This window comes from Aliikangiella sp. G2MR2-5 (genome assembly GCF_015687155.1).
Classification (GTDB): Bacteria; Pseudomonadota; Gammaproteobacteria; order Enterobacterales; family Kangiellaceae; genus Aliikangiella.
Window position 1 is genome coordinate 278,010 of sequence record NZ_JADPQF010000001.1, and the last position, 18,110, is coordinate 296,119.

Consider the following 18,110-nt stretch of genomic DNA (forward strand, 5'->3'; position numbering starts at 1 on the left):
GAATGTCGTTTGAAGCCGATGAGGAAATCCTACAAGACTTTTTAATCGAGGCGGGAGAAATCCTCGAAACAATGTCTGAGCAGTTAGTCGCCCTGGAAAATGAGCCTGGAGATATGGATCTTCTTAATGGCATATTTAGAGGATTTCATACTGTTAAAGGTGGCGCAGGTTTCCTCGCACTCGAACCATTGGTAGAAATATGTCATATCACCGAAAACATATTTGACATTCTTCGTAATGGAGAAAGAACTGCCGATGCTGATTTGATGGACCAGATACTAAAGGCTCTGGATATCATCAATGACATGTTTGAAGAGGTCAGAAGCGGACAGTATCCAACGGCAGCAGCCCCTGAATTTCTTAAAGTACTAGAAACCTATGCTGTTGCTGATTCTGCCGACTCAGCCAAGGAGGTAGCGCAACCTACAGAAACAGCTGGGACGGAATCTGGCGCTAGTCATGCTGCGACTGCTGACGATATAGTGTTATTTGATGAGTCAGATGAACCAGGCAAAACTGCTGAGTCTGACGAAATAACGGATGAAGAGTTTGATGCGCTACTTGATGAGCTTAGTTCAAAAGACGATGGTTCCAAGAAGGCAAAAGCTGAAACATCGAATACTGCAAGCGATGATATTACAGATGAAGAATTTGAAGCGCTGCTGGATGAACTCCATGGAGAAGGAAAGTTTTCAGGAACTACCCAGGACGGCAAGAAAGAAGCAACAGCCAACAATAAATCCGAACCGATTAAACCAGAAAGTGACGATATAACAGATGAAGAGTTTGAGGCGTTGCTGGATGAACTTCATGGTAAGGGTGGTGCTGTTACTACCGAAAATATTAAAGGCGAGGATTCATCGGCTAAGTCTCCACAAGAGAGCAAAGATGACGACCTAATCAATGATGATGAATTTGAAGCTCTGCTCGATCAACTTCACGGTACAGGAAAAGGCCCATCGCTAGCGGAAAAGACTGACAAGACCGAAGAAGATACTTCAGCCTCATCAGGCAAAAGTCAAGAAGCACCCCAATCAAAAGCAACGGCAAAACCAGCTAGTCAGAAAGCAACTGAAGAGCCAGTTAAACCGACACAGGCTGCTCCTGTCGCTGCGAAGAAACCGATCCCCAAGAAAAACGCACCTGCAAACGTTACAGAAGCAACCGTTAGAGTTGATACAAAACGTCTTGACGATATCATGAATATGGTTGGTGAACTGGTGCTTGCCCGTAACCGACTAATTACTTTAGGGCAATCTAACCAGGATGAAGATTTAACCAAGGCAATTGCTAACCTCGACATAGTTACCGGCGACCTTCAGGGAGCGGTAATGAAAACTCGAATGCAGCCCATCAAGAAAGTATTCGGCAGGTTTCCGCGAGTTGTAAGAGATCTCGCGAGGAGTCTCAAAAAGGAGATAAACCTGGAAATGGTTGGTGAGGAAACTGATCTGGATAAAAACCTGGTAGAGGCATTAGCCGATCCTTTGGTTCACCTTGTCAGAAACTCTGTTGATCACGGAATAGAGTCTCCGGAAGACCGCGTCGCTGCCGGTAAGCCTCGCTCCGGGAAAATTATTTTGTCTGCTGCTCAAGAGGGTGACCATATTCTCCTGGCAATACAAGATGACGGTAAAGGAATGGATGCCGATCTTCTCAGGAATATTGCTGTTTCAAAAGGGCTGATGGATAAGGACGCTGCAGATCGGCTAACTCCACAAGAATGTTATAACCTGATATTTATGGCTGGCTTTTCAACCAAGCAGGAGATTTCTGATATTTCAGGTCGTGGCGTTGGAATGGATGTTGTAAAAACTAAAATTACTCAGCTGAATGGCTCTTTATCTATTGATTCGACGATAGGTGTTGGGACGAAAATTTCAATAAAAGTTCCCCTTACACTTGCTATTCTGCCAACACTTATGGTGAAAGTAAAAGAACAGTCTTTTGCATTGCCATTAACTTCTGTAAATGAAATTTTTCATCTGGATTTAACCAAAACTAATATTGTCGATGGGCAGCTAGTGATTGTTGTACGTGACAAGGCTCTTCCTCTTTTCTATCTGGGCGAATGGCTCTCAAAACATGGAATGTATGGGGAACGACAAAAAGAAGGTCATGTAGTGCTCGTTCAAGTAGGAACTCAAAGGGTAGGATTTGTAGTTGATTCTTTAATTGGACAGGAAGAAGTTGTTATAAAACCGTTAGGTAAATCTCTTCAGGGCACACCAGGAATGGCTGGAGCAACTATTACTAGTGATGGTGGTATCGCTTTGATAATCGATATTCCTAGTCTACTAAAACATTATGCTGGTTAAACTGGAACTGAATAGCGCTTTTTATTGGAGTCGTGAATGCCAATTAAAGTATTAATAGTCGATGACTCACAATTCTTTTGTAGAAGGGTGGGGTCGATTTTGCATTCCGCTCACGATATTGAAGTGGTGGGAATCGCCAACAATGGACAAGAAGCGATACAAAAAGCCGAAAAGCTGCAACCTGATGTAATTACTCTTGATGTTGAAATGCCGGTGATGGATGGTGTTACTGCATTGAAACAAATTGTCAAGGTTTGCAATGCGCGCGTGCTAATGTTGTCTTCTCTCACCTATGAAAATGCGAAGATAACTTTAGATGCACTGGATGCAGGAGCTACGGATTTTCTACTCAAGTCTTATGAATCTTTATCGTCAGACAGCAGTGGACTGGTTGTTCAACTGCAAAAGAAAATTAGAGAATTAGGAAGAGCAAAAAGCTTTAAGATGTTGCAGCCGGCTAAACCCACTGCACAAAAGCCAGAGCCTAAGAAAACAACATCTCCAACCTCACGACCCGAAGCAAAACCAGCGATCCCCCCAAGTCGTGGAGTTTCAAAAATAAAACCGGATACAAAGCTAATTGTAATAGGCGCTTCGACGGGTGGACCGGTCGCTCTGCAAAAGGTTTTGTCTCCTTTACCTTCAAATTACCCTTTTCCAATCACCGTAACGCAGCACATGCCGGGCACTTTTACCGGGGCATTTGCGACACGTATGAACTCGCTTTGTAATTTAAATGTTGTAGAAGCGCAAGATGGTATGCGACTGGAAAGAGGAACTGTTTATATCGCTCCAGGTGGGAAGCAAATGGTCTTTGAAGGAACCTCTAGTCCAAGAATTCGAATCCGTCCAACTGATGCCCGTATCCCTTTCGCACCATCAGTGGATGTAACATTTGGTTCAGCATCAAAAATTTTTGGAGGAAAAATATTGGCGATTGTACTCACTGGAATGGGGGCTGATGGTACTGAAGGTGGGCGATTGATAAAAGCAAAAGGCGGTACTATCTGGGCACAAGATGAAGCGACTTGCGTTGTCTATGGCATGCCAATGTCAATCACCAAAGCTGGCCTTACGGATAGTCAGCTACCGATTGAACAATTCTCAAGAGCGCTATTGCAATAGGAATGCTATGGATAGATTAACCTTCCTGGGAATAATAATTGCAATTGCCGCTATCTTTGGTGGTCAACTTCTCGAAGGCGGAAGTATTGATGCCCTTTTAGACTGGGCTGCTTTTGTTATCGTTGTAGGCGGAAGTGCCGGAGCGGTAATGGTGCAATCACATAGTCAAACATTTTTCAATGCCATGAAAATTTCCGTGTGGGCATTTGTTCCACCTACACAGCCAGTAGAACAGGGGATTACCAGAGTAGCAGCATGGAGTAACCTGGCTCGAAGAGAAGGCTTGCTAGGGTTGGAAAAGAACATCGACGACTCACTAGAGCCTTTTATTTTGAAAGGATTAAATATGCTGGTGGATGGAAATGATTCCGACGCAATCCGCAAGGCAATGTATGTCGAACTGGATGTTCTCGACAAAGAACTTTTGAAAGCCGCAAAAGTTTTTGAGTCAATGGGAGGATACTCTCCGACGCTTGGTATCGTAGGAGCTGTTTTAGGACTGATTCATGTGATGGGTAACTTGAGTAATCCTGAATTGTTGGGCGCAGGAATTGCGACAGCATTTGTTGCGACTATCTACGGTGTTGGATTTGCGAATCTGTTTTTTATTCCGGTTTATCATAAATTAAGAGCGGTAATCGAAGAACAGTCTCAATATCGCGAGATGATAATTGAAGGTATTGCCTGCATTGCAGAAGGAGAAAACCCAAGAGTTATTGAAGGAAAGCTGAGCGGCTATCTTGCGCGGTGAAATCATGCGTCGTAATAAACCTAACCTTATGGATGAAGAGCAGGATACAAGCCGCTGGCTGATTTCTTATGCTGATTTCATCACCCTTCTTTTTGCCTTCTTTGTTGTGATGTATTCTATTTCACAAGTCAATGAAACCAAATATAAAATACTTTCAGAATCATTAGTTCAAGCTTTTGATACTCCGGTAAAGAGTATGAAACCTATCCAGATTGGAGAAGTTAACCGATCTGAAGCTCTGGTATCCGACAATAATGAAGAGCGACCCGAAATTGAAGCAGAAAAAGTTGAGTCAGGTGAAAAACAAACTGAAAACTATGCATCAACTGAAGAGTTTAAAGAACTCGAGAATGGCTTGCGCGAATCTTTGGGAGACTTAATCGAACAGGAACTGGCGGATATAACCAGCGATGAAAACTGGATTAATATTAATTTGCGTAGCGGTCTGTTATTCCCATCAGGAAGTGATGATCTTAATGACAATGCAGGTCCATTGATGGAAGAAGTATCTAAACATCTAAATAGCAATTTACAAATGATATTGGTCCACGGACATACCGATAATATACCCATTGATACTGAACGTTTTCCATCGAATTGGGAACTATCGAGTGCCCGAGGAGTTGCTGTGGTACGGAAATTGCAAAATATGGGAGTGCAGCCTTCTCGAATGAGTGTTGAAGGTCACGGACAGTTCCAGCCTGTTGCAAGTAACGATACGCCTGAAGGCCGAGCTAAAAATCGTCGTGTAGTGATATCAATTTCAAGAAAGCAGAGGGTTGACAAAGTTGATGAGGAGCCGAAGGTAGAGCCTTCGGCGGAAGAAAAAACGCAAGAGAAGCCGCAAAAGGATGTAGAGCCCGAGTTTAAAGTCATTCGGCTTCCCGGAGGCGGAATTTTGATCCGCGGCAAGGACTTGCCGGAAGATAAAAAAGATAATGCAGATGCTAGTAAGAATAATGACTCTGCGGAGAGTGAAAACTAACTCACAATTGGTTTGATATTTTACTCGATATCGTTATCAAGTGGCGACTGTCGGTAAATAATAAAGGTAAATAAATTGAAAGTTTGGACTGTCGCAAATCAGAAAGGAGGTGTAGGTAAAACCACTACGGTTGCCGCACTTGCGGGCATTCTATCTGAAAGGGGATATAGAGTATTAATGATAGATAGCGATCCTCATGCGTCGCTTACTGCTTACTTTGGTTTTGACAGTGAGAAGCTAAAAGTAAACTTGTTTAACTGGTTTTCTGAAACACCAACATCAACAGTTCAAGCAGTGGATATGTTGATTCGGCTTGACGAGAAAAATATTAGTCTTATGCCTGCTTCTTTGAGTCTTGCTACTTTAGACAAGCGATTTTCTGGAAGAGAAGGTATGGGACTGATATTTTCGCGAGTTCTTAAACTAATGGTAAATGAGTTTGATTTCGTGCTAATAGACTGCCCTCCTGTCCTGGGGGTCTTACTGATTAATGCCCTGGCTGCTTGTCAGCAACTGGTGATTCCTGTGCAAACTGAGTTTTTAGCGCTTAAAGGTTTGGAACGTATGATGAATACATTAAATATGGTGATTAAAGCTCAGCATCATACGATAGGGTATACTATTGTTCCAACGATGTTTGATAGGAGAACCAAAGCCTCAATACAAGCGCTTAGAAATATGAGAGATGAATTTGGAATTCACCTGTGGGAAAAAGTGATTCCAGTTGACACAAAGTTCAGAGATGCATCAAGACAGCATCAAACTCCAAGTAATGCCTATCCTGAAACACACGGTGTACAGGCCTATTACAAATTGGCAGACACCCTGGTGGCGCTATCTAAAGACCATAAAGTAGCGTAAGCAAAGTGCCATGAAATTAAATAAACCGCCAGTTTCACAAGAGCAATCGCTTCTGGAAGAGTATGTCGATTTTCTACTGACAGATCGTTCTAACGTAACCCCCATACACGCAAAAAAATCATTGGAAGCCTCGAGTAGTAGCGAAAAGAATGCTTCTGAAATTCCAAAACTAATAACTATCGAAAAGCCCAAAGAAGAAAGTTCGAAGAAATCTTTAAGCGCTAACAAAAATGGTGGCGAAGATGGTGAAAGTACATCTTCGAAAAATAATATTAAAGAGCATTCAGAGCGAAGTTCGATTGAGAGTGAAGAATATACCTCGGACTTTACAACGGAACCAGCTAAGGAGTTGAATAATGAATCGGATAAGGCTACTGAAGAGAATTTGATTAAAAAGCCGCGTACTCAGTTTAGTTCCGAAGGTAGAGAAAACCATGAGAAATACTCAGAGCTGAACTTGGAAAATGATAACAAGATACACCATCAGGCAAACGATTTTAGCTTGGAAGCTGAAGAAGAAGAGGCAAAGAAATGGGATGCTGTTCTTACTAGTGAAATAGAGAATCAATTATCAAGGGGTGATGATGTCATTAAGAGTAATATCGATGAAAGTATTCAAAAAGAAAGTTTTAATTTAAATGTGAGTAATCATGAAAAGATTGTAAGAACTAATCATGTTGAGGCTGAGTCAAGTCAAATTAATAAAATTGTTGATGAATATTTGCCACACAAGGATGAACGGCTTGCAGGAGTAGAAAGACTACTTGCGAGAATTTCAGCTGCCTCTCAACCGGCAGTGAATATTCCTGAAACTGAACTTAAAAGTGACTCAGGAAGCAAAGGAAAAGTACACACCGTTTCTGATGAAGTTTCTAAAACCGAAATATCTGCCAAGGCTGCTGAAGCAACGTTTCAGCAGCGCGCTCCTCAAAAATTAAAGAAGATTCTACCAAATGTTTTCCAGACTTTAATTTTCAAAGTAGGAAAAATGCCTCTCGCTGTTCCTCTCCTCAAACTGGGTGGAATCGTAAAAATTTCCGGGGAGGATATTACACCCTTAGTCGGAACACCCGATTGGTTTATTGGATTGGTTCCAAATGACAGAGGTAATTTAATGGTTGTTGATACTCAGCGATTCTTGATGCCGGAGCAATCCTCCAAGCCTTCGAGTGAAATGAACTACGAATACTTGATACTGCTGGACGACTCAAATTGGGCTTTAGCCTGCAACTCTGTTGGTGATGCCAAGAACCTGACAGAGAATGATATTCGTTGGTCAGAAAGGTCTTCCAGGCGACCCTGGTTTGCAGGTATGGTTGTCGATTATATGAGTGCGCTTATTGAAGTGGATGAGCTTATCAACATGTTGGCTGAAACCATTGTTGACTAGTTTTAATATTTTGTAGGGAGGAAAGCAGAACCTTTGAATTACAAAGGCTCTGCTACTATCATTAACTTTCTTGCAACTTATCCAGATGAACATCCATTTGAGGGTATGGGATGGAAATGTTTGCGTCGTCAAATGCCAGCTTTACATTTTCATGAGTGTCATAAAAAACGCTCCAGTAGTCGGAGGAATTAACCCACGGACGGACTACAAAATTTATCGACGAATCTGCAAGTTCGGAAACAGCAACCAAGGGGGCAGGATCTTTCAATATCCGATCATCTTTCTCCAATACGTCCAATAAAACTGTTTTGGCTTTTTTGATATCATCGTCGTAGCCAATACCAAAGATCATGTCAACTCGCCTGGTTTCTTTGGCTGAATAATTAGTGATGACATCGCCATAAATTTTTCCATTAGGTACGATCATTTGCTTGTTGTCACCTGTTCTCAACTGAGTCGTAAAAATAGTGATTTTTTCTACTACTCCTGCAATACCTGCAACATCTACAAAATCTCCATTTTTGAATGGTCGAAAAACAATTAGCATTACTCCCGCAGCAAAATTTTGCAGCGAACTTTGTAATGACAGACCAACAGCCAAGCCTGCTGCACCGATTAGAGCAACCAGGGACGTAGTATCAACTCCAAGTTGTCCTAACGCTGCCACAATAACAAAAAGAAGTAGCAGGCTATGAACAATCCCAGAAATAAAGTCGATTAGGATTTTATCGACACTCGCTTTTTTCATGAGGCTTTTGGTTAACTTGGTAAAGGCATTAACAACCCATTTACCGATGATAAAAATGATGAGTGCAAATAAAAAATTCAGGCCGTAAGGAATAACATAGTTATCTATAATTTGTTGTATTGACTCTTGTGACAATTCCATTTTTTTCTCCAGGACAAAAAGGCCTGTAGTAACAGGCCTTTTTGTCATACTTTATTGAGCTTTAGTGACGGTGGTCTTTATTTCTGCTTGTACCCGGCGATTAGCTGCTCGACCTTCAGCTGTATCGTTAGTCGCGACTGGTTTTGCCTCGCCCATACCTATAGACTTTACTCTGGATGCGTCAATATCAAACCTGCTAATCAGAAATTGACGAACTGCATCGGCACGCTTTTGTGATAGCTGCTGATTGTAGGTAGCTGCTCCACGAGAGTCAGTATGCCCTTCGATGACCACCGATGTGTCGGGATAGCTACGCATAAAAGATGCAACGCGGCCTATTTCATTTGCGTATTCATCCCCAATTACATCACTGTTATTTGCAAACTTAACATTTAAAGTAATCGAAACATTTTCTGTCAGCATTTTGCGACAGCCTTTGTCATCGACTTTAGCTCCGGCTGGCGTATTTGCACATTGATCTTGCGAGTCTTTTACTCCGTCTTTATCCGAATCCAGTTCACAGCCACTGGCATCAACTTTCACACCTGCAGGGGTGGTCGGACACTTGTCTTGCATGTCTGAAATACCATCATTATCGCTGTCTTTATGTTTGGACGGAACCGGCGGTGCTTTTTTTGGAGATTGACTTCGACTGGCAGAAGAACCACCAAAGAGATATTTGAAACCCAAATAACCGACAACATTCATATCAGACATCTCATCAATGAAATGAGCGTCAGTGCCTAGTACAAAAGAAGCCTTATTATTTAGTGCTATGTCATACCCAAAGCCAAGTTTTAGTGCAGAGTCATCCATTGTCGCTGGCACACTTTCGTAGCTCCCAAGGCCCATTCGTAAGTACCAGCTGTTATCACCCTTTTTGTCAAAGCGATATTCGCCAAATATTGACCCGAACTCAACTTCAGTGTCTACCAACGAGTAGGATTGTGCATCCAATTTAGTATAATCCAGCTCAATCGACCAGTGGTCATTTATCTGATAACCCAAGCCTAAGATGAGATCTTCTTCTTCTAAAAGATCAATTGTATTGTCAAAGGCATACTTGCCATATCCAACAGATACCAGAAGGCCTGATGATTCATTATCGCTGGCATTTGCATTCAGCGTACTAAATGACAACGCAGAAATAATTAGGTACTTGAATAGTTTCACGGTTAATCCCTCGTAATTGTGTGCTTATTGTTCTCTTTTAACTTCACAGATGTTGTAGCTTGACAAGAACTTTTCGGAAAGTATTGAGTAGACTTTCTCTTGCAATGCAGCTCTATAATCCAGGTGAATTATACGAGTTGTATACTGGTCGAACAAGCTATTAGATATTTCGTTAATAGGGAACAGCTATTTCTTGTTTTATTTGCCTTGTGGTAGCCATGGCTTGGCAGTATATTTTATGGATAAGTTTTGTTTGATACGAAAAATGCAAGTTAAATGAATATGAAGATTCTACTGCTGTCTGGTTATGACGCAGTAAGCCACAAGTATTGGCGCGAATTATTGGCAAAGAACTTACCTGAGTTCGAGTGGACTCAACTCGCTCTCCCTGATCGCTATTTTCAATGGCGAGTAAGAGGAAATAGTCTTACTTTTGCCAAAAAGTTTGCCGATATACTTTCCAGAGATTATGACCTTCTTATTGTTACTTCGATGGTGGACCTGGTGTCGCTACGAGGAATGGTGCCAAAGTTAGCCAGTATTCCTAATCTTGTATATTGCCACGAGAATCAATTTGACTATCCGGTAACAGCTCATCAGTCTGAAATGATAAATATCCAGCTTACTAATATATATACTTTAGTTTGTGCTGACAGAGTTATTTTCAATTCAGCCTATAATCTTGCTACTTCACTGAGCGGGGTAAGAAACTTCTTAAAGAAAATGCCGGATGAGGTGCCCGATAATCTGGTAGAGCTAATTGAGAGTAAGAGTTTTGTACTACCGGTTCCAATAGAGTCGCAGCCAGAAAATGCTAAGGAAAAAAGAGCTCCAATGCCAGTCATTTTGTGGAATCATCGTTGGGAGTATGATAAGCAGCCTGAAGTTTTTTTTGAAGCTTTAACTCGGTTGAAGTCTGCAGGATATAAATTTAGGTTAAATATTCTGGGACAATCTTTCAGGAAGCAACCAGAGTGTTTTGAAAAGGCAAGAGAACGACTTAAAGATGAAATATTAAACTGGGGATATCAGCCCAAAGCGGTCTATTGGAAATGTCTTAGCCAATCAGATATTGTTGTTTCGACTGCACTGCATGACTTTCAGGGGCTAAGTACTCTTGAAGCTATTCATTGTGGGGCGACCCCGGTTGTACCGGACAGGGTTGCCTATCCGGAATATGTGCCTGATAGCCTGAGGTATAAGCTTGGTGAAGGTATCGATGAGGCGGAACAGCTTTTTAGCCTGCTGGTCAGCCTGTTAAATCATAACCAGCTACCTGAAGTTGATGTGAGCCAATATCTTACGTCGAATATCATTCCGCAGTATCGTAAACAAATCATTGATTTATTAGGAAATACAAGCGAAACACGAGTTTGAGAATCTGAGATTTATCTTCTATATTCAAAAGGGATATTGTTATTTAATCAAGAAAATTACTTTCGCGAAATACTTCTGAAAAACTTCAGAGGTTAGAAAAGGGGAAACTTGCTGACAGGAGGTCTGAACTAGCGAAAGCGAATAATGAAGAGATAATCGATAAATGATTCAATTTAAATCTATCAGAACTGAACTAACCACCTATCTGACTGCCGCCTTAGCACTGATCTTAATTATTATTGCAGCCATTTACATCCGCAATGGAGCAAACGGTACTCGTGAGAGGGTCGAGGAAGGGCTCATTAAAACGCTGTCATTACAAACTCTGGAAATAGAGTCTTTTATTAAAGGACACGGACAGGTTGTTGAAACAATGACGGCTTCCCCGCAGCTGACTTCGTGGTTTGATAATTATCGAGAACGGCAAAAGGACTTATCTGCAGATCCTGACTTCCCTAAAATATTACAGCTGTTTAAAAATCTGGCGCAAAGAGATGCAAATACCAAAGCTGTATTTTTTGCTAGTGCTGCGACTGGCGAGTATTTTGATAGTACTAATGGACGTTACTATGGAGATGGATCCTATTACGCCACCAAGCGACCATGGTGGGGAGAAGCGGTAAAGAAAAACCGTTTATTTATAACTCAGCCAGAAGAAGATTATGTTGATAAGACGATTGTGTCTTCGGTTAAAAAAACAGTTTACAACGAAAAAGGAGAACTGATAGGAATCGCTGGAACAGATATTCTTCTTTCTACGTTGGAAAAAGCGATCGCTTCCCAGTTAAAGTATCAAGGTAAAGGCTTACCCTTTATGGTAAACAGGGATGGACGAATCATATTATTCCCGGCGGACAAGGAAGTTGTGAAACCAGACTCAGATCTGGGACAGGTTGATTCCAGTCTCAATCATGCAAGCGGTTTTGCACGGTTAAAGCAAATGATTGCGGGACAAGCCAATGGAATAATTCAGGTTACCTGGAATAATGAGGATTATATTGCGGCATTTGATAGTATTTCATTGGAGGCACCATATGTTGACTGGGCTGCAGGAATCCTTATTTCCGATGAAGTGATTTCTGGACCTATCAATGATAGTGTTTGGTCATCTATTTTTGCTGTCGTGATAATTTTGCTACTTGTCGGCACCACTATCTGGTTGGTGAGCTTGAAAATCGTACAACCTCTCAAAAAGCTGGTAAATGCAATCTATGATGTTGCTCATGGTGAAGGCGATCTGACTCAGCGAATTGAAATTGAGAGCCAAAATGAGGTTGGAGAGTTTGCCGAGCAGTTCAACTATTTTATCGAACGAATACACGAGCTAATCAAGCTAAATAAAGCGACTGTTGATGAAGTTATTGAGAGTGCTGTACATGTTGCAGAGCTTAGTAAACAAAGTCGTCACAAAGCTGAAGAACAGAGAAGTTCGATTGATATGGTGGCAACTGCGGCTGAAGAACTCAGTTATTCGGTCAATGGTGTCTCAGTTAATTCTGATGTGGCCTCCAGTTCGGCTGATGAAGCCGAGGAGCAGATCAGCAAGGGAGCAGTTGTTGTTCATGAAGCATCTGACAGTATCGAAACTCTGGCAAATACAGTAAAAGAAGCAGCCGAGGTAGTTAACAAATTGAATAATGATTCTTCCAAAATTGGTGAAGTATTGGAAGTCATTAAGAGTATTGCCGAGCAAACTAATTTGCTTGCCTTAAATGCTGCTATTGAAGCTGCCCGAGCGGGCGATCAAGGACGCGGCTTTGCTGTCGTCGCAGATGAGGTTCGCTCACTTGCTAGTCGCACTCAGGAGTCAACTGAGTCAATTCATAAAATTATTGAAGGACTTCAAAATAATGCGAGGGATGCGGTAGAGGCAATGCAAAAAGGAACGTCTCATGCTGAACAGGGGGTAGAAAAAACGGTCCAGGTTCAGTCAGTACTGGATCGCATCACTCAGGCTATTACTGAGATTAAGAAGCAATCAACAGAGATCGCTAGCTCTACCGGGGAACAAGCTAAAGCATCCGAAGAAATCACTCAAAGAGCTGCCGGAATAAGGCAAATGTCTGAAGATACTGTTAGTTTTATGACCCAGGTTCATACCGGAGTAGAGCAACAGAATCGGGACGTTGAAAAGCTTGCTGAGCTGGTAGGTAGATTCAAAATATAGCAATAATGATATAGATAGGCTTATAATTACTTGAAATATAAGCCTTTTCTCTCCTCTGACAGCTACTGCCACTATTTTTCGACTAATAATTTGTTGAACCGAACTTCTTTATGGTTGCTTAACTAACAATTGTCGCCAAACCGCTTTAAAATAGGGTACAATTCTGCCCCTTTTTTGTATTGTTTATTATTAGCGCACGATTTTATTTATGTCTTACACCCAGTATATTCGCAACTTTTCGATAATTGCCCATATTGACCACGGCAAGTCGACCTTGTCCGATCGCTTGATTCAGGAATGTGGCGGGCTCACTGAGCGTGAGATGTCTGAGCAAGTCTTAGATTCAATGGATCTTGAGAGAGAGCGTGGAATAACCATCAAAGCTCAAAGTGTTACCCTTAATTACAAAGCAAAAGATGGAAATAACTACCAGCTTAACTTTATTGATACGCCCGGACATGTTGACTTTTCTTATGAAGTTTCGCGTTCGTTAGCCGCTTGCGAAGGGGCATTATTAGTTGTTGACGCCGGTCAGGGCGTCGAAGCGCAAACGCTTGCAAACTGCTATACCGCGATTGAACAGGATCTGGAAGTGATTCCTGTGTTAAATAAAATTGATTTGCCTCAAGCGGATCCAGATCGAGTTGCGCAGGAAATAGAAGATATTATCGGACTAGAAGCGCTGGATGCTGTTCAGTGCAGTGCTAAAACCGGAGTAGGTATTGAAGATTTGCTTGAAGATCTGGTCGCGAAGATCCCCGCTCCTCAAGGGGATCCTGACGCTCCTTTACAAGCCTTGATCATTGATTCCTGGTTCGACAACTATTTAGGTGTAGTGTCTTTGGTACGTGTCGTACAAGGGACTCTCAAGAAAGGTGAGAAAATGCAGGTTATGTCGACGGGCAAAGCTCACCTTGTTGATTTTGTTGGAATTTTTACTCCGAAAAGACATGACTTGCCTGAACTCAAAGCGGGAGAAGTTGGTTACGTTATAGCTGGTATTAAGGAAATACAGGGAGCTCCGGTTGGAGATACCTTAACCACTTTTAAAAATCCTGCTGAGAAACCTCTCCCGGGTTTCCAGAAAGTTAAGCCGCAGGTATACGCAGGAATGTTTCCTGTGTCCTCTGATGATTATGAAGCGTTCAGAGATGCGCTGGCTAAACTGAGCTTGAACGATGCATCTCTTTCTATGAGCCGGAAAATTCGACTGCATTGGGCTTTGGTTTCCGTTGCGGGTTCCTTGGAATGCTCCACATGGAAATTATTCAGGAACGGCTGGAGCGGGAATATGATCTTGATTTGATTACAACTGCACCGACTGTAGTTTATGAAATCATTTCCAGTAAGGGGGAGACTGTTTATGTAGACAACCCCTCAAAACTGCCTGACCCGGGCGAGATCAGTGAAATGCGTGAACCTATCGTAGAGGCCAACATACTGGTTCCTCAGGATCATCTGGGCAGTGTCATCACCTTGTGTGTGGAAAAACGCGGGGTCCAAACCAAGATGGAGTATGCGGGAACTCAGGTTTCTTTAACCTATCATATTCCTATGAACGAGGTTGTACTCGACTTTTTTGACCGTCTCAAGTCCGTCAGCAGAGGCTATGCATCATTAGATTACAATTTTATACGATTTGAACCTGCTGATTTAGTTAGACTGGATATCCTTATCAATGGCGATAAGGTCGATGCTCTGGCCATCATCGTGCATAAAGAGCAAGCCCAGTATAGAGGGCGTGAGCTGGTTGAAAAAATGCGTGAACTAATTCCGCGTCAAATGTTCGAAGTAGCTATACAGGCTGCGATTGGTAATCACGTTATCGCTCGCTCAACGGTAAAGGCGTTGCGTAAGAACGTAACAGCCAAATGTTACGGTGGTGATGTCAGTCGTAAACGAAAACTTCTGGAAAAACAGAAAGCAGGTAAAAAGCGAATGAAAAAAGTTGGCCGGGTGGAAATACCTCAAAATGCTTTTCTTGCTGTATTACAAGTTGGTAAGGACTAACTAAAACTAAAATTTTAAGGAATTTAAATGAGCAGTAATTATGGGCTAATTCTTGTTCTGCTGACCTTTATATCGGGTTTGGTGTGGTTAATAGATACATTAACTGCAGGAAAAGAAAGAAAAAAAGCTATTGCCAAATTAAAAGAAGAGGTCAAAGAACCAAGTAAAGAAGCTATCGAAGCGGTAGCAAAAGAGCCTGTTCACGTAGATTATGCCAAGTCATTTTTCCCGATTCTTCTTTTCATCGTGGTTCTTCGGTCATTTCTCTATGAACCTTTTCAGATTCCCTCTGCCTCAATGAAACCAACGCTCACTGAAGGAGACTTTATTCTGGTTAATAAATTTAGCTATGGTTTGAGACTTCCAGTTACTTCTACTAAGTTTGTCGACATTGGTATGCCTGAGCGCGGAGATGTTGCTGTTTTTCGCCCACTACATCGACCTGAAGAAGACTATATTAAGAGAATCGTTGGCTTACCTGGTGATACAGTTGTCTACACTCGTAACAAAGAGCTTTTTATTGAGCCTGCTTGCGCAGCGGGTACTCCTGTAGAGGAATGTCCGAAAAAAATCCATATTAAGAAAACCAAAGTTTCTGATGAGATGTATATCGATGAAAACCCTGATACAGGTGATAAGAAATATAACTATCTGTTTACAGAAGTTTTGGGGGATGCTGAGCACGGTATTCTGAATAATCCTAACAGAAGACAGATTAATCAGTTTGGTATGGGCTATGACATGACCTTTCGGGTACCTGAGAACTCCTATTTTGTTATGGGGGATAACCGTGACAACAGCGCAGATAGCCGTTATTGGCCAGATAATATGCACTTTGTTCCAGAAGAGCAGCTGGTAGGACAGGCTGTAGCTGTCTGGCTCCATCTGGACTTTGGCATTAAAGCCAAAGGATTTAGCTGGATACCCACGGGAATAGATATAGGGCGTATTGGCGCAATTGAGTAGTTAGTTATGCTATGATATATCTATATTTTCCAATTAGTTAGGAATAATAGCTTATGAAACATCTCAATAACTCGCGGCAACATGGGGCAACCATGTGGACAACTTTGTCCTTCGTTTTGATGATCGGCTTTATCGCTTTTCTTGCCTTTAAACTAAGCCAGGCTTACCTTGATCATGGAATTGTTCGAGGTTCGATGCAGGAAATTGCAAATCACCATGAGTTCCAGCGTATGACTGCCAAGCAAATTGCTGAGAGTATCAAGAAGCGTCTGATTATCGATAGTATCAGAGATTTTGACAAAGATGCTTTTAAGGTGGTGCGTGAGAAGTCAGGAGAAAAGTACATTCTTATTGATTATTCCAAAACAGTTCATATCGCTGGTAATGTTTCTGCCCTGGTCGAATTTAAAGAAGAAATTCGACCGGAACGGAAGTAAAGCCTCCTAGAATCGCTTTGTAAAAGTAGCTCAATGTATCCTGGAAACAATCTAAAAAAACTTCAGTCTCGAATCGACTACCAGTTCGTTGATGTCGAATATTTGAAGCAAGCTTTGACACATCGCTCCGCGAGTAGTCAGCATAATGAGCGTCTGGAGTTTCTTGGGGATGCAGTGCTAGGCAATATTATAGCGCTTAAACTTTTTCAATTGTTTCCTGATGCTGACGAAGGTCAGTTGAGCAGGCTAAGAGCTTTTCTGGTTAAAGAGAAAGCGTTGTTTGAGTTAGCGCAAGAGCTCGCGCTTGGTGATTTCCTGAAACTAGGAAGCGGAGAGCTTAAAAGCGGTGGTTTCCGACGAGCTTCGATTCTTTCCGATGCCTTTGAAGCGCTCATTGGTGCAGTTTATCTCGATGGTGGCTTTGATAAAACTCAGAGTATGGTTCTTAGTCTATATAAGGAAAAGCTATCTTCACTATCTTTGGATATGGCTGAGAAAGATCCTAAAACGCAACTGCAAGAATGGCTGCAAGCACGAAATATCGAAACGCCTGAATATCAGGTTACCCGTTCATCTGGCAAAGACCATGCGAAGACCTATTGGGTAAGTTGTCATATAAACTATAGAAATTATCAAACTGAGGGACAAGGTGCCAGTCGCAGAAAAGCAGAACAAGCTGCGGCTAGTGAAATTCTTCAGATGATAAAGGCTGAGCCTAAATAAATTTGGAAATTGATTAATATGGTAGCACCTGATACTCGCTGTGGTTTTGTTGCTTTCGTTGGACGTCCCAATGTTGGTAAATCAACCTTACTAAATCGTTTACTCGGCCACAAGTTAAGCATAACATCGAGAAAGCCTCAAACCACTCGCCATAGAATTCTTGGAATTGATACATTTGATAAAAATCAGCTTATCTATGTAGATACTCCTGGCTTACATAAAGAGGAGCCAAAGGCCATAAATCGATTGATGAATCGAGCTGCCTCTAGCTCTATTGAGGATGTAGATGCTGTCGTATTTGTTGTTGAACCTGAGCGATGGACTCAAGATGATCAGCTAGTGCTGGACCACATTAAATCAACTAATACACCCATCTACTTATTCTTAAACAAAGTCGATAAGCTGGAAGACAAAGAAAAGCTATTACCGCAGTTGCAATTTCTTGCTGATTTGCATGATTTTAAACAAATCATCCCAGGTTCAGCATTAAAAGGAAAACAAGTGGATGAGCTAAAAAGGCATCTCGTCAATGAAATGCCACATAGTGAATTTATTTTTCCGGAAGACTATTATACAGACCGTAGTGAACGGTTTCTTGCTGCAGAAATTATTCGAGAAAAATTGATCCGACAACTCGGGCAGGAATTGCCTTATGCTATTACAGTTGAAATTGAGCAATTTAAAACTGACGATGACGGCCTGCTTAGAATTAACGGCCTTATTTATGTAGAGAGAAACGGTCAGAAGTCCATTGTAATTGGTAAAAGTGGAAGCCGACTAAAAAAAGTTGGTAGCGAAGCCCGGTTGGAAATGAAAAAGCTATTTGGCCAAAAAGTTCATTTGGAGCTGTGGGTTAAGGTGAAAGATGGCTGGTCAGATGATGAACGCTCACTCCGCTCTTTAGGGTTTAATGACTTTGAAAATTAATTTAATTTTTA

The 18,110-nt window shown here is 41.8% G+C and carries 14 protein-coding genes and 1 pseudogene; 13 read left to right on the forward strand and 2 right to left on the reverse strand.

Annotated elements, in window-relative coordinates; translation table 11 throughout:
* The first annotated feature begins 2 nt into the window (after nucleotides 1-2).
* From IYN84_RS01175 to IYN84_RS01200, 6 genes are all read left to right on the forward strand, one after another.
* The gene (locus IYN84_RS01175; protein WP_196137343.1) at nucleotides 3-2,318 is read left to right on the forward strand and encodes a chemotaxis protein CheA; all 2,316 of its coding nucleotides are present in this window, start codon (nucleotides 3-5) and stop codon (nucleotides 2,316-2,318) included.
* A gap of 36 nt (nucleotides 2,319-2,354) precedes the next feature.
* Nucleotides 2,355-3,443 (forward strand): chemotaxis response regulator protein-glutamate methylesterase, encoded by a 1,089-nt coding sequence (locus IYN84_RS01180; protein WP_196137344.1) that lies wholly within the window; start codon nucleotides 2,355-2,357, stop codon nucleotides 3,441-3,443.
* Nucleotides 3,444-3,450: 7 nt separating this feature from the next.
* Nucleotides 3,451-4,194 carry a flagellar motor protein gene (locus IYN84_RS01185; RefSeq protein WP_196137345.1) on the forward strand — a complete coding sequence of 248 codons (744 nt, stop codon included), beginning with the start codon at nucleotides 3,451-3,453 and terminating at the stop codon, nucleotides 4,192-4,194.
* Between the two features lie 4 nt (nucleotides 4,195-4,198).
* Nucleotides 4,199-5,179 (forward strand): flagellar motor protein MotD, encoded by a 981-nt coding sequence (motD, locus tag IYN84_RS01190; RefSeq protein WP_196137346.1) that lies wholly within the window; start codon nucleotides 4,199-4,201, stop codon nucleotides 5,177-5,179.
* A gap of 75 nt (nucleotides 5,180-5,254) precedes the next feature.
* Nucleotides 5,255-6,040: a ParA family protein gene (locus IYN84_RS01195; RefSeq protein WP_196137347.1), complete on the forward strand. Its 786-nt coding sequence runs from the start codon at nucleotides 5,255-5,257 to the stop codon at nucleotides 6,038-6,040.
* 10 nt (nucleotides 6,041-6,050) lie between these two features.
* The gene (locus IYN84_RS01200; RefSeq protein ID WP_196137348.1) at nucleotides 6,051-7,430 is read left to right on the forward strand and encodes a chemotaxis protein CheW; all 1,380 of its coding nucleotides are present in this window, start codon (nucleotides 6,051-6,053) and stop codon (nucleotides 7,428-7,430) included.
* A 61-nt stretch (nucleotides 7,431-7,491) separates the two neighbouring features.
* Here IYN84_RS01200 and IYN84_RS01205 read toward each other — a convergent pair whose 3' ends face one another.
* Together IYN84_RS01205 and IYN84_RS01210 are read right to left on the reverse strand one after the other, a co-directional pair.
* Nucleotides 7,492-8,319 carry a mechanosensitive ion channel family protein gene (locus IYN84_RS01205; RefSeq protein WP_196137349.1) on the reverse strand — a complete coding sequence of 276 codons (828 nt, stop codon included), beginning with the start codon at nucleotides 8,317-8,319 and terminating at the stop codon, nucleotides 7,492-7,494.
* 51 nt (nucleotides 8,320-8,370) lie between these two features.
* On the reverse strand, nucleotides 8,371-9,492 hold the full coding sequence (locus tag IYN84_RS01210; protein ID WP_196137350.1) for an OmpA family protein: 1,122 nt from the start codon (nucleotides 9,490-9,492) through the stop codon (nucleotides 8,371-8,373).
* A 276-nt stretch (nucleotides 9,493-9,768) separates the two neighbouring features.
* Here IYN84_RS01210 and IYN84_RS01215 point away from each other — a divergent pair, with 276 nt between their 5' ends.
* The 7 genes and pseudogenes from IYN84_RS01215 (at nucleotide 9,769) to era (ending at nucleotide 18,099) form a co-directional block, all read left to right on the forward strand.
* Nucleotides 9,769-10,869 carry a DUF3524 domain-containing protein gene (locus tag IYN84_RS01215; protein ID WP_210330253.1) on the forward strand — a complete coding sequence of 367 codons (1,101 nt, stop codon included), beginning with the start codon at nucleotides 9,769-9,771 and terminating at the stop codon, nucleotides 10,867-10,869.
* A gap of 163 nt (nucleotides 10,870-11,032) precedes the next feature.
* The gene (locus tag IYN84_RS01220) at nucleotides 11,033-13,036 is read left to right on the forward strand and encodes a methyl-accepting chemotaxis protein (protein WP_196137352.1); all 2,004 of its coding nucleotides are present in this window, start codon (nucleotides 11,033-11,035) and stop codon (nucleotides 13,034-13,036) included.
* A gap of 208 nt (nucleotides 13,037-13,244) precedes the next feature.
* Nucleotides 13,245-15,046 (forward strand): annotated as a pseudogene (lepA, locus tag IYN84_RS01225) (translation elongation factor 4).
* Between the two features lie 27 nt (nucleotides 15,047-15,073).
* Nucleotides 15,074-16,012, forward strand: coding sequence for a signal peptidase I (lepB, locus tag IYN84_RS01230; protein ID WP_196137353.1), 939 nt, complete (start codon nucleotides 15,074-15,076; stop codon nucleotides 16,010-16,012).
* Between the two features lie 53 nt (nucleotides 16,013-16,065).
* Nucleotides 16,066-16,449 carry a DUF4845 domain-containing protein gene (locus tag IYN84_RS01235; protein ID WP_196137354.1) on the forward strand — a complete coding sequence of 128 codons (384 nt, stop codon included), beginning with the start codon at nucleotides 16,066-16,068 and terminating at the stop codon, nucleotides 16,447-16,449.
* A 33-nt stretch (nucleotides 16,450-16,482) separates the two neighbouring features.
* Complete coding sequence (gene rnc, locus IYN84_RS01240; RefSeq protein ID WP_196137355.1) at nucleotides 16,483-17,172, forward strand: ribonuclease III; 690 nt, start codon at nucleotides 16,483-16,485, stop codon at nucleotides 17,170-17,172.
* 18 nt (nucleotides 17,173-17,190) lie between these two features.
* A complete protein-coding gene (era, locus tag IYN84_RS01245) occupies nucleotides 17,191-18,099 on the forward strand; it encodes a GTPase Era (protein WP_196137356.1) in 909 nt (302 codons plus the stop codon).
* Nucleotides 18,100-18,110 lie beyond the last annotated feature (11 nt).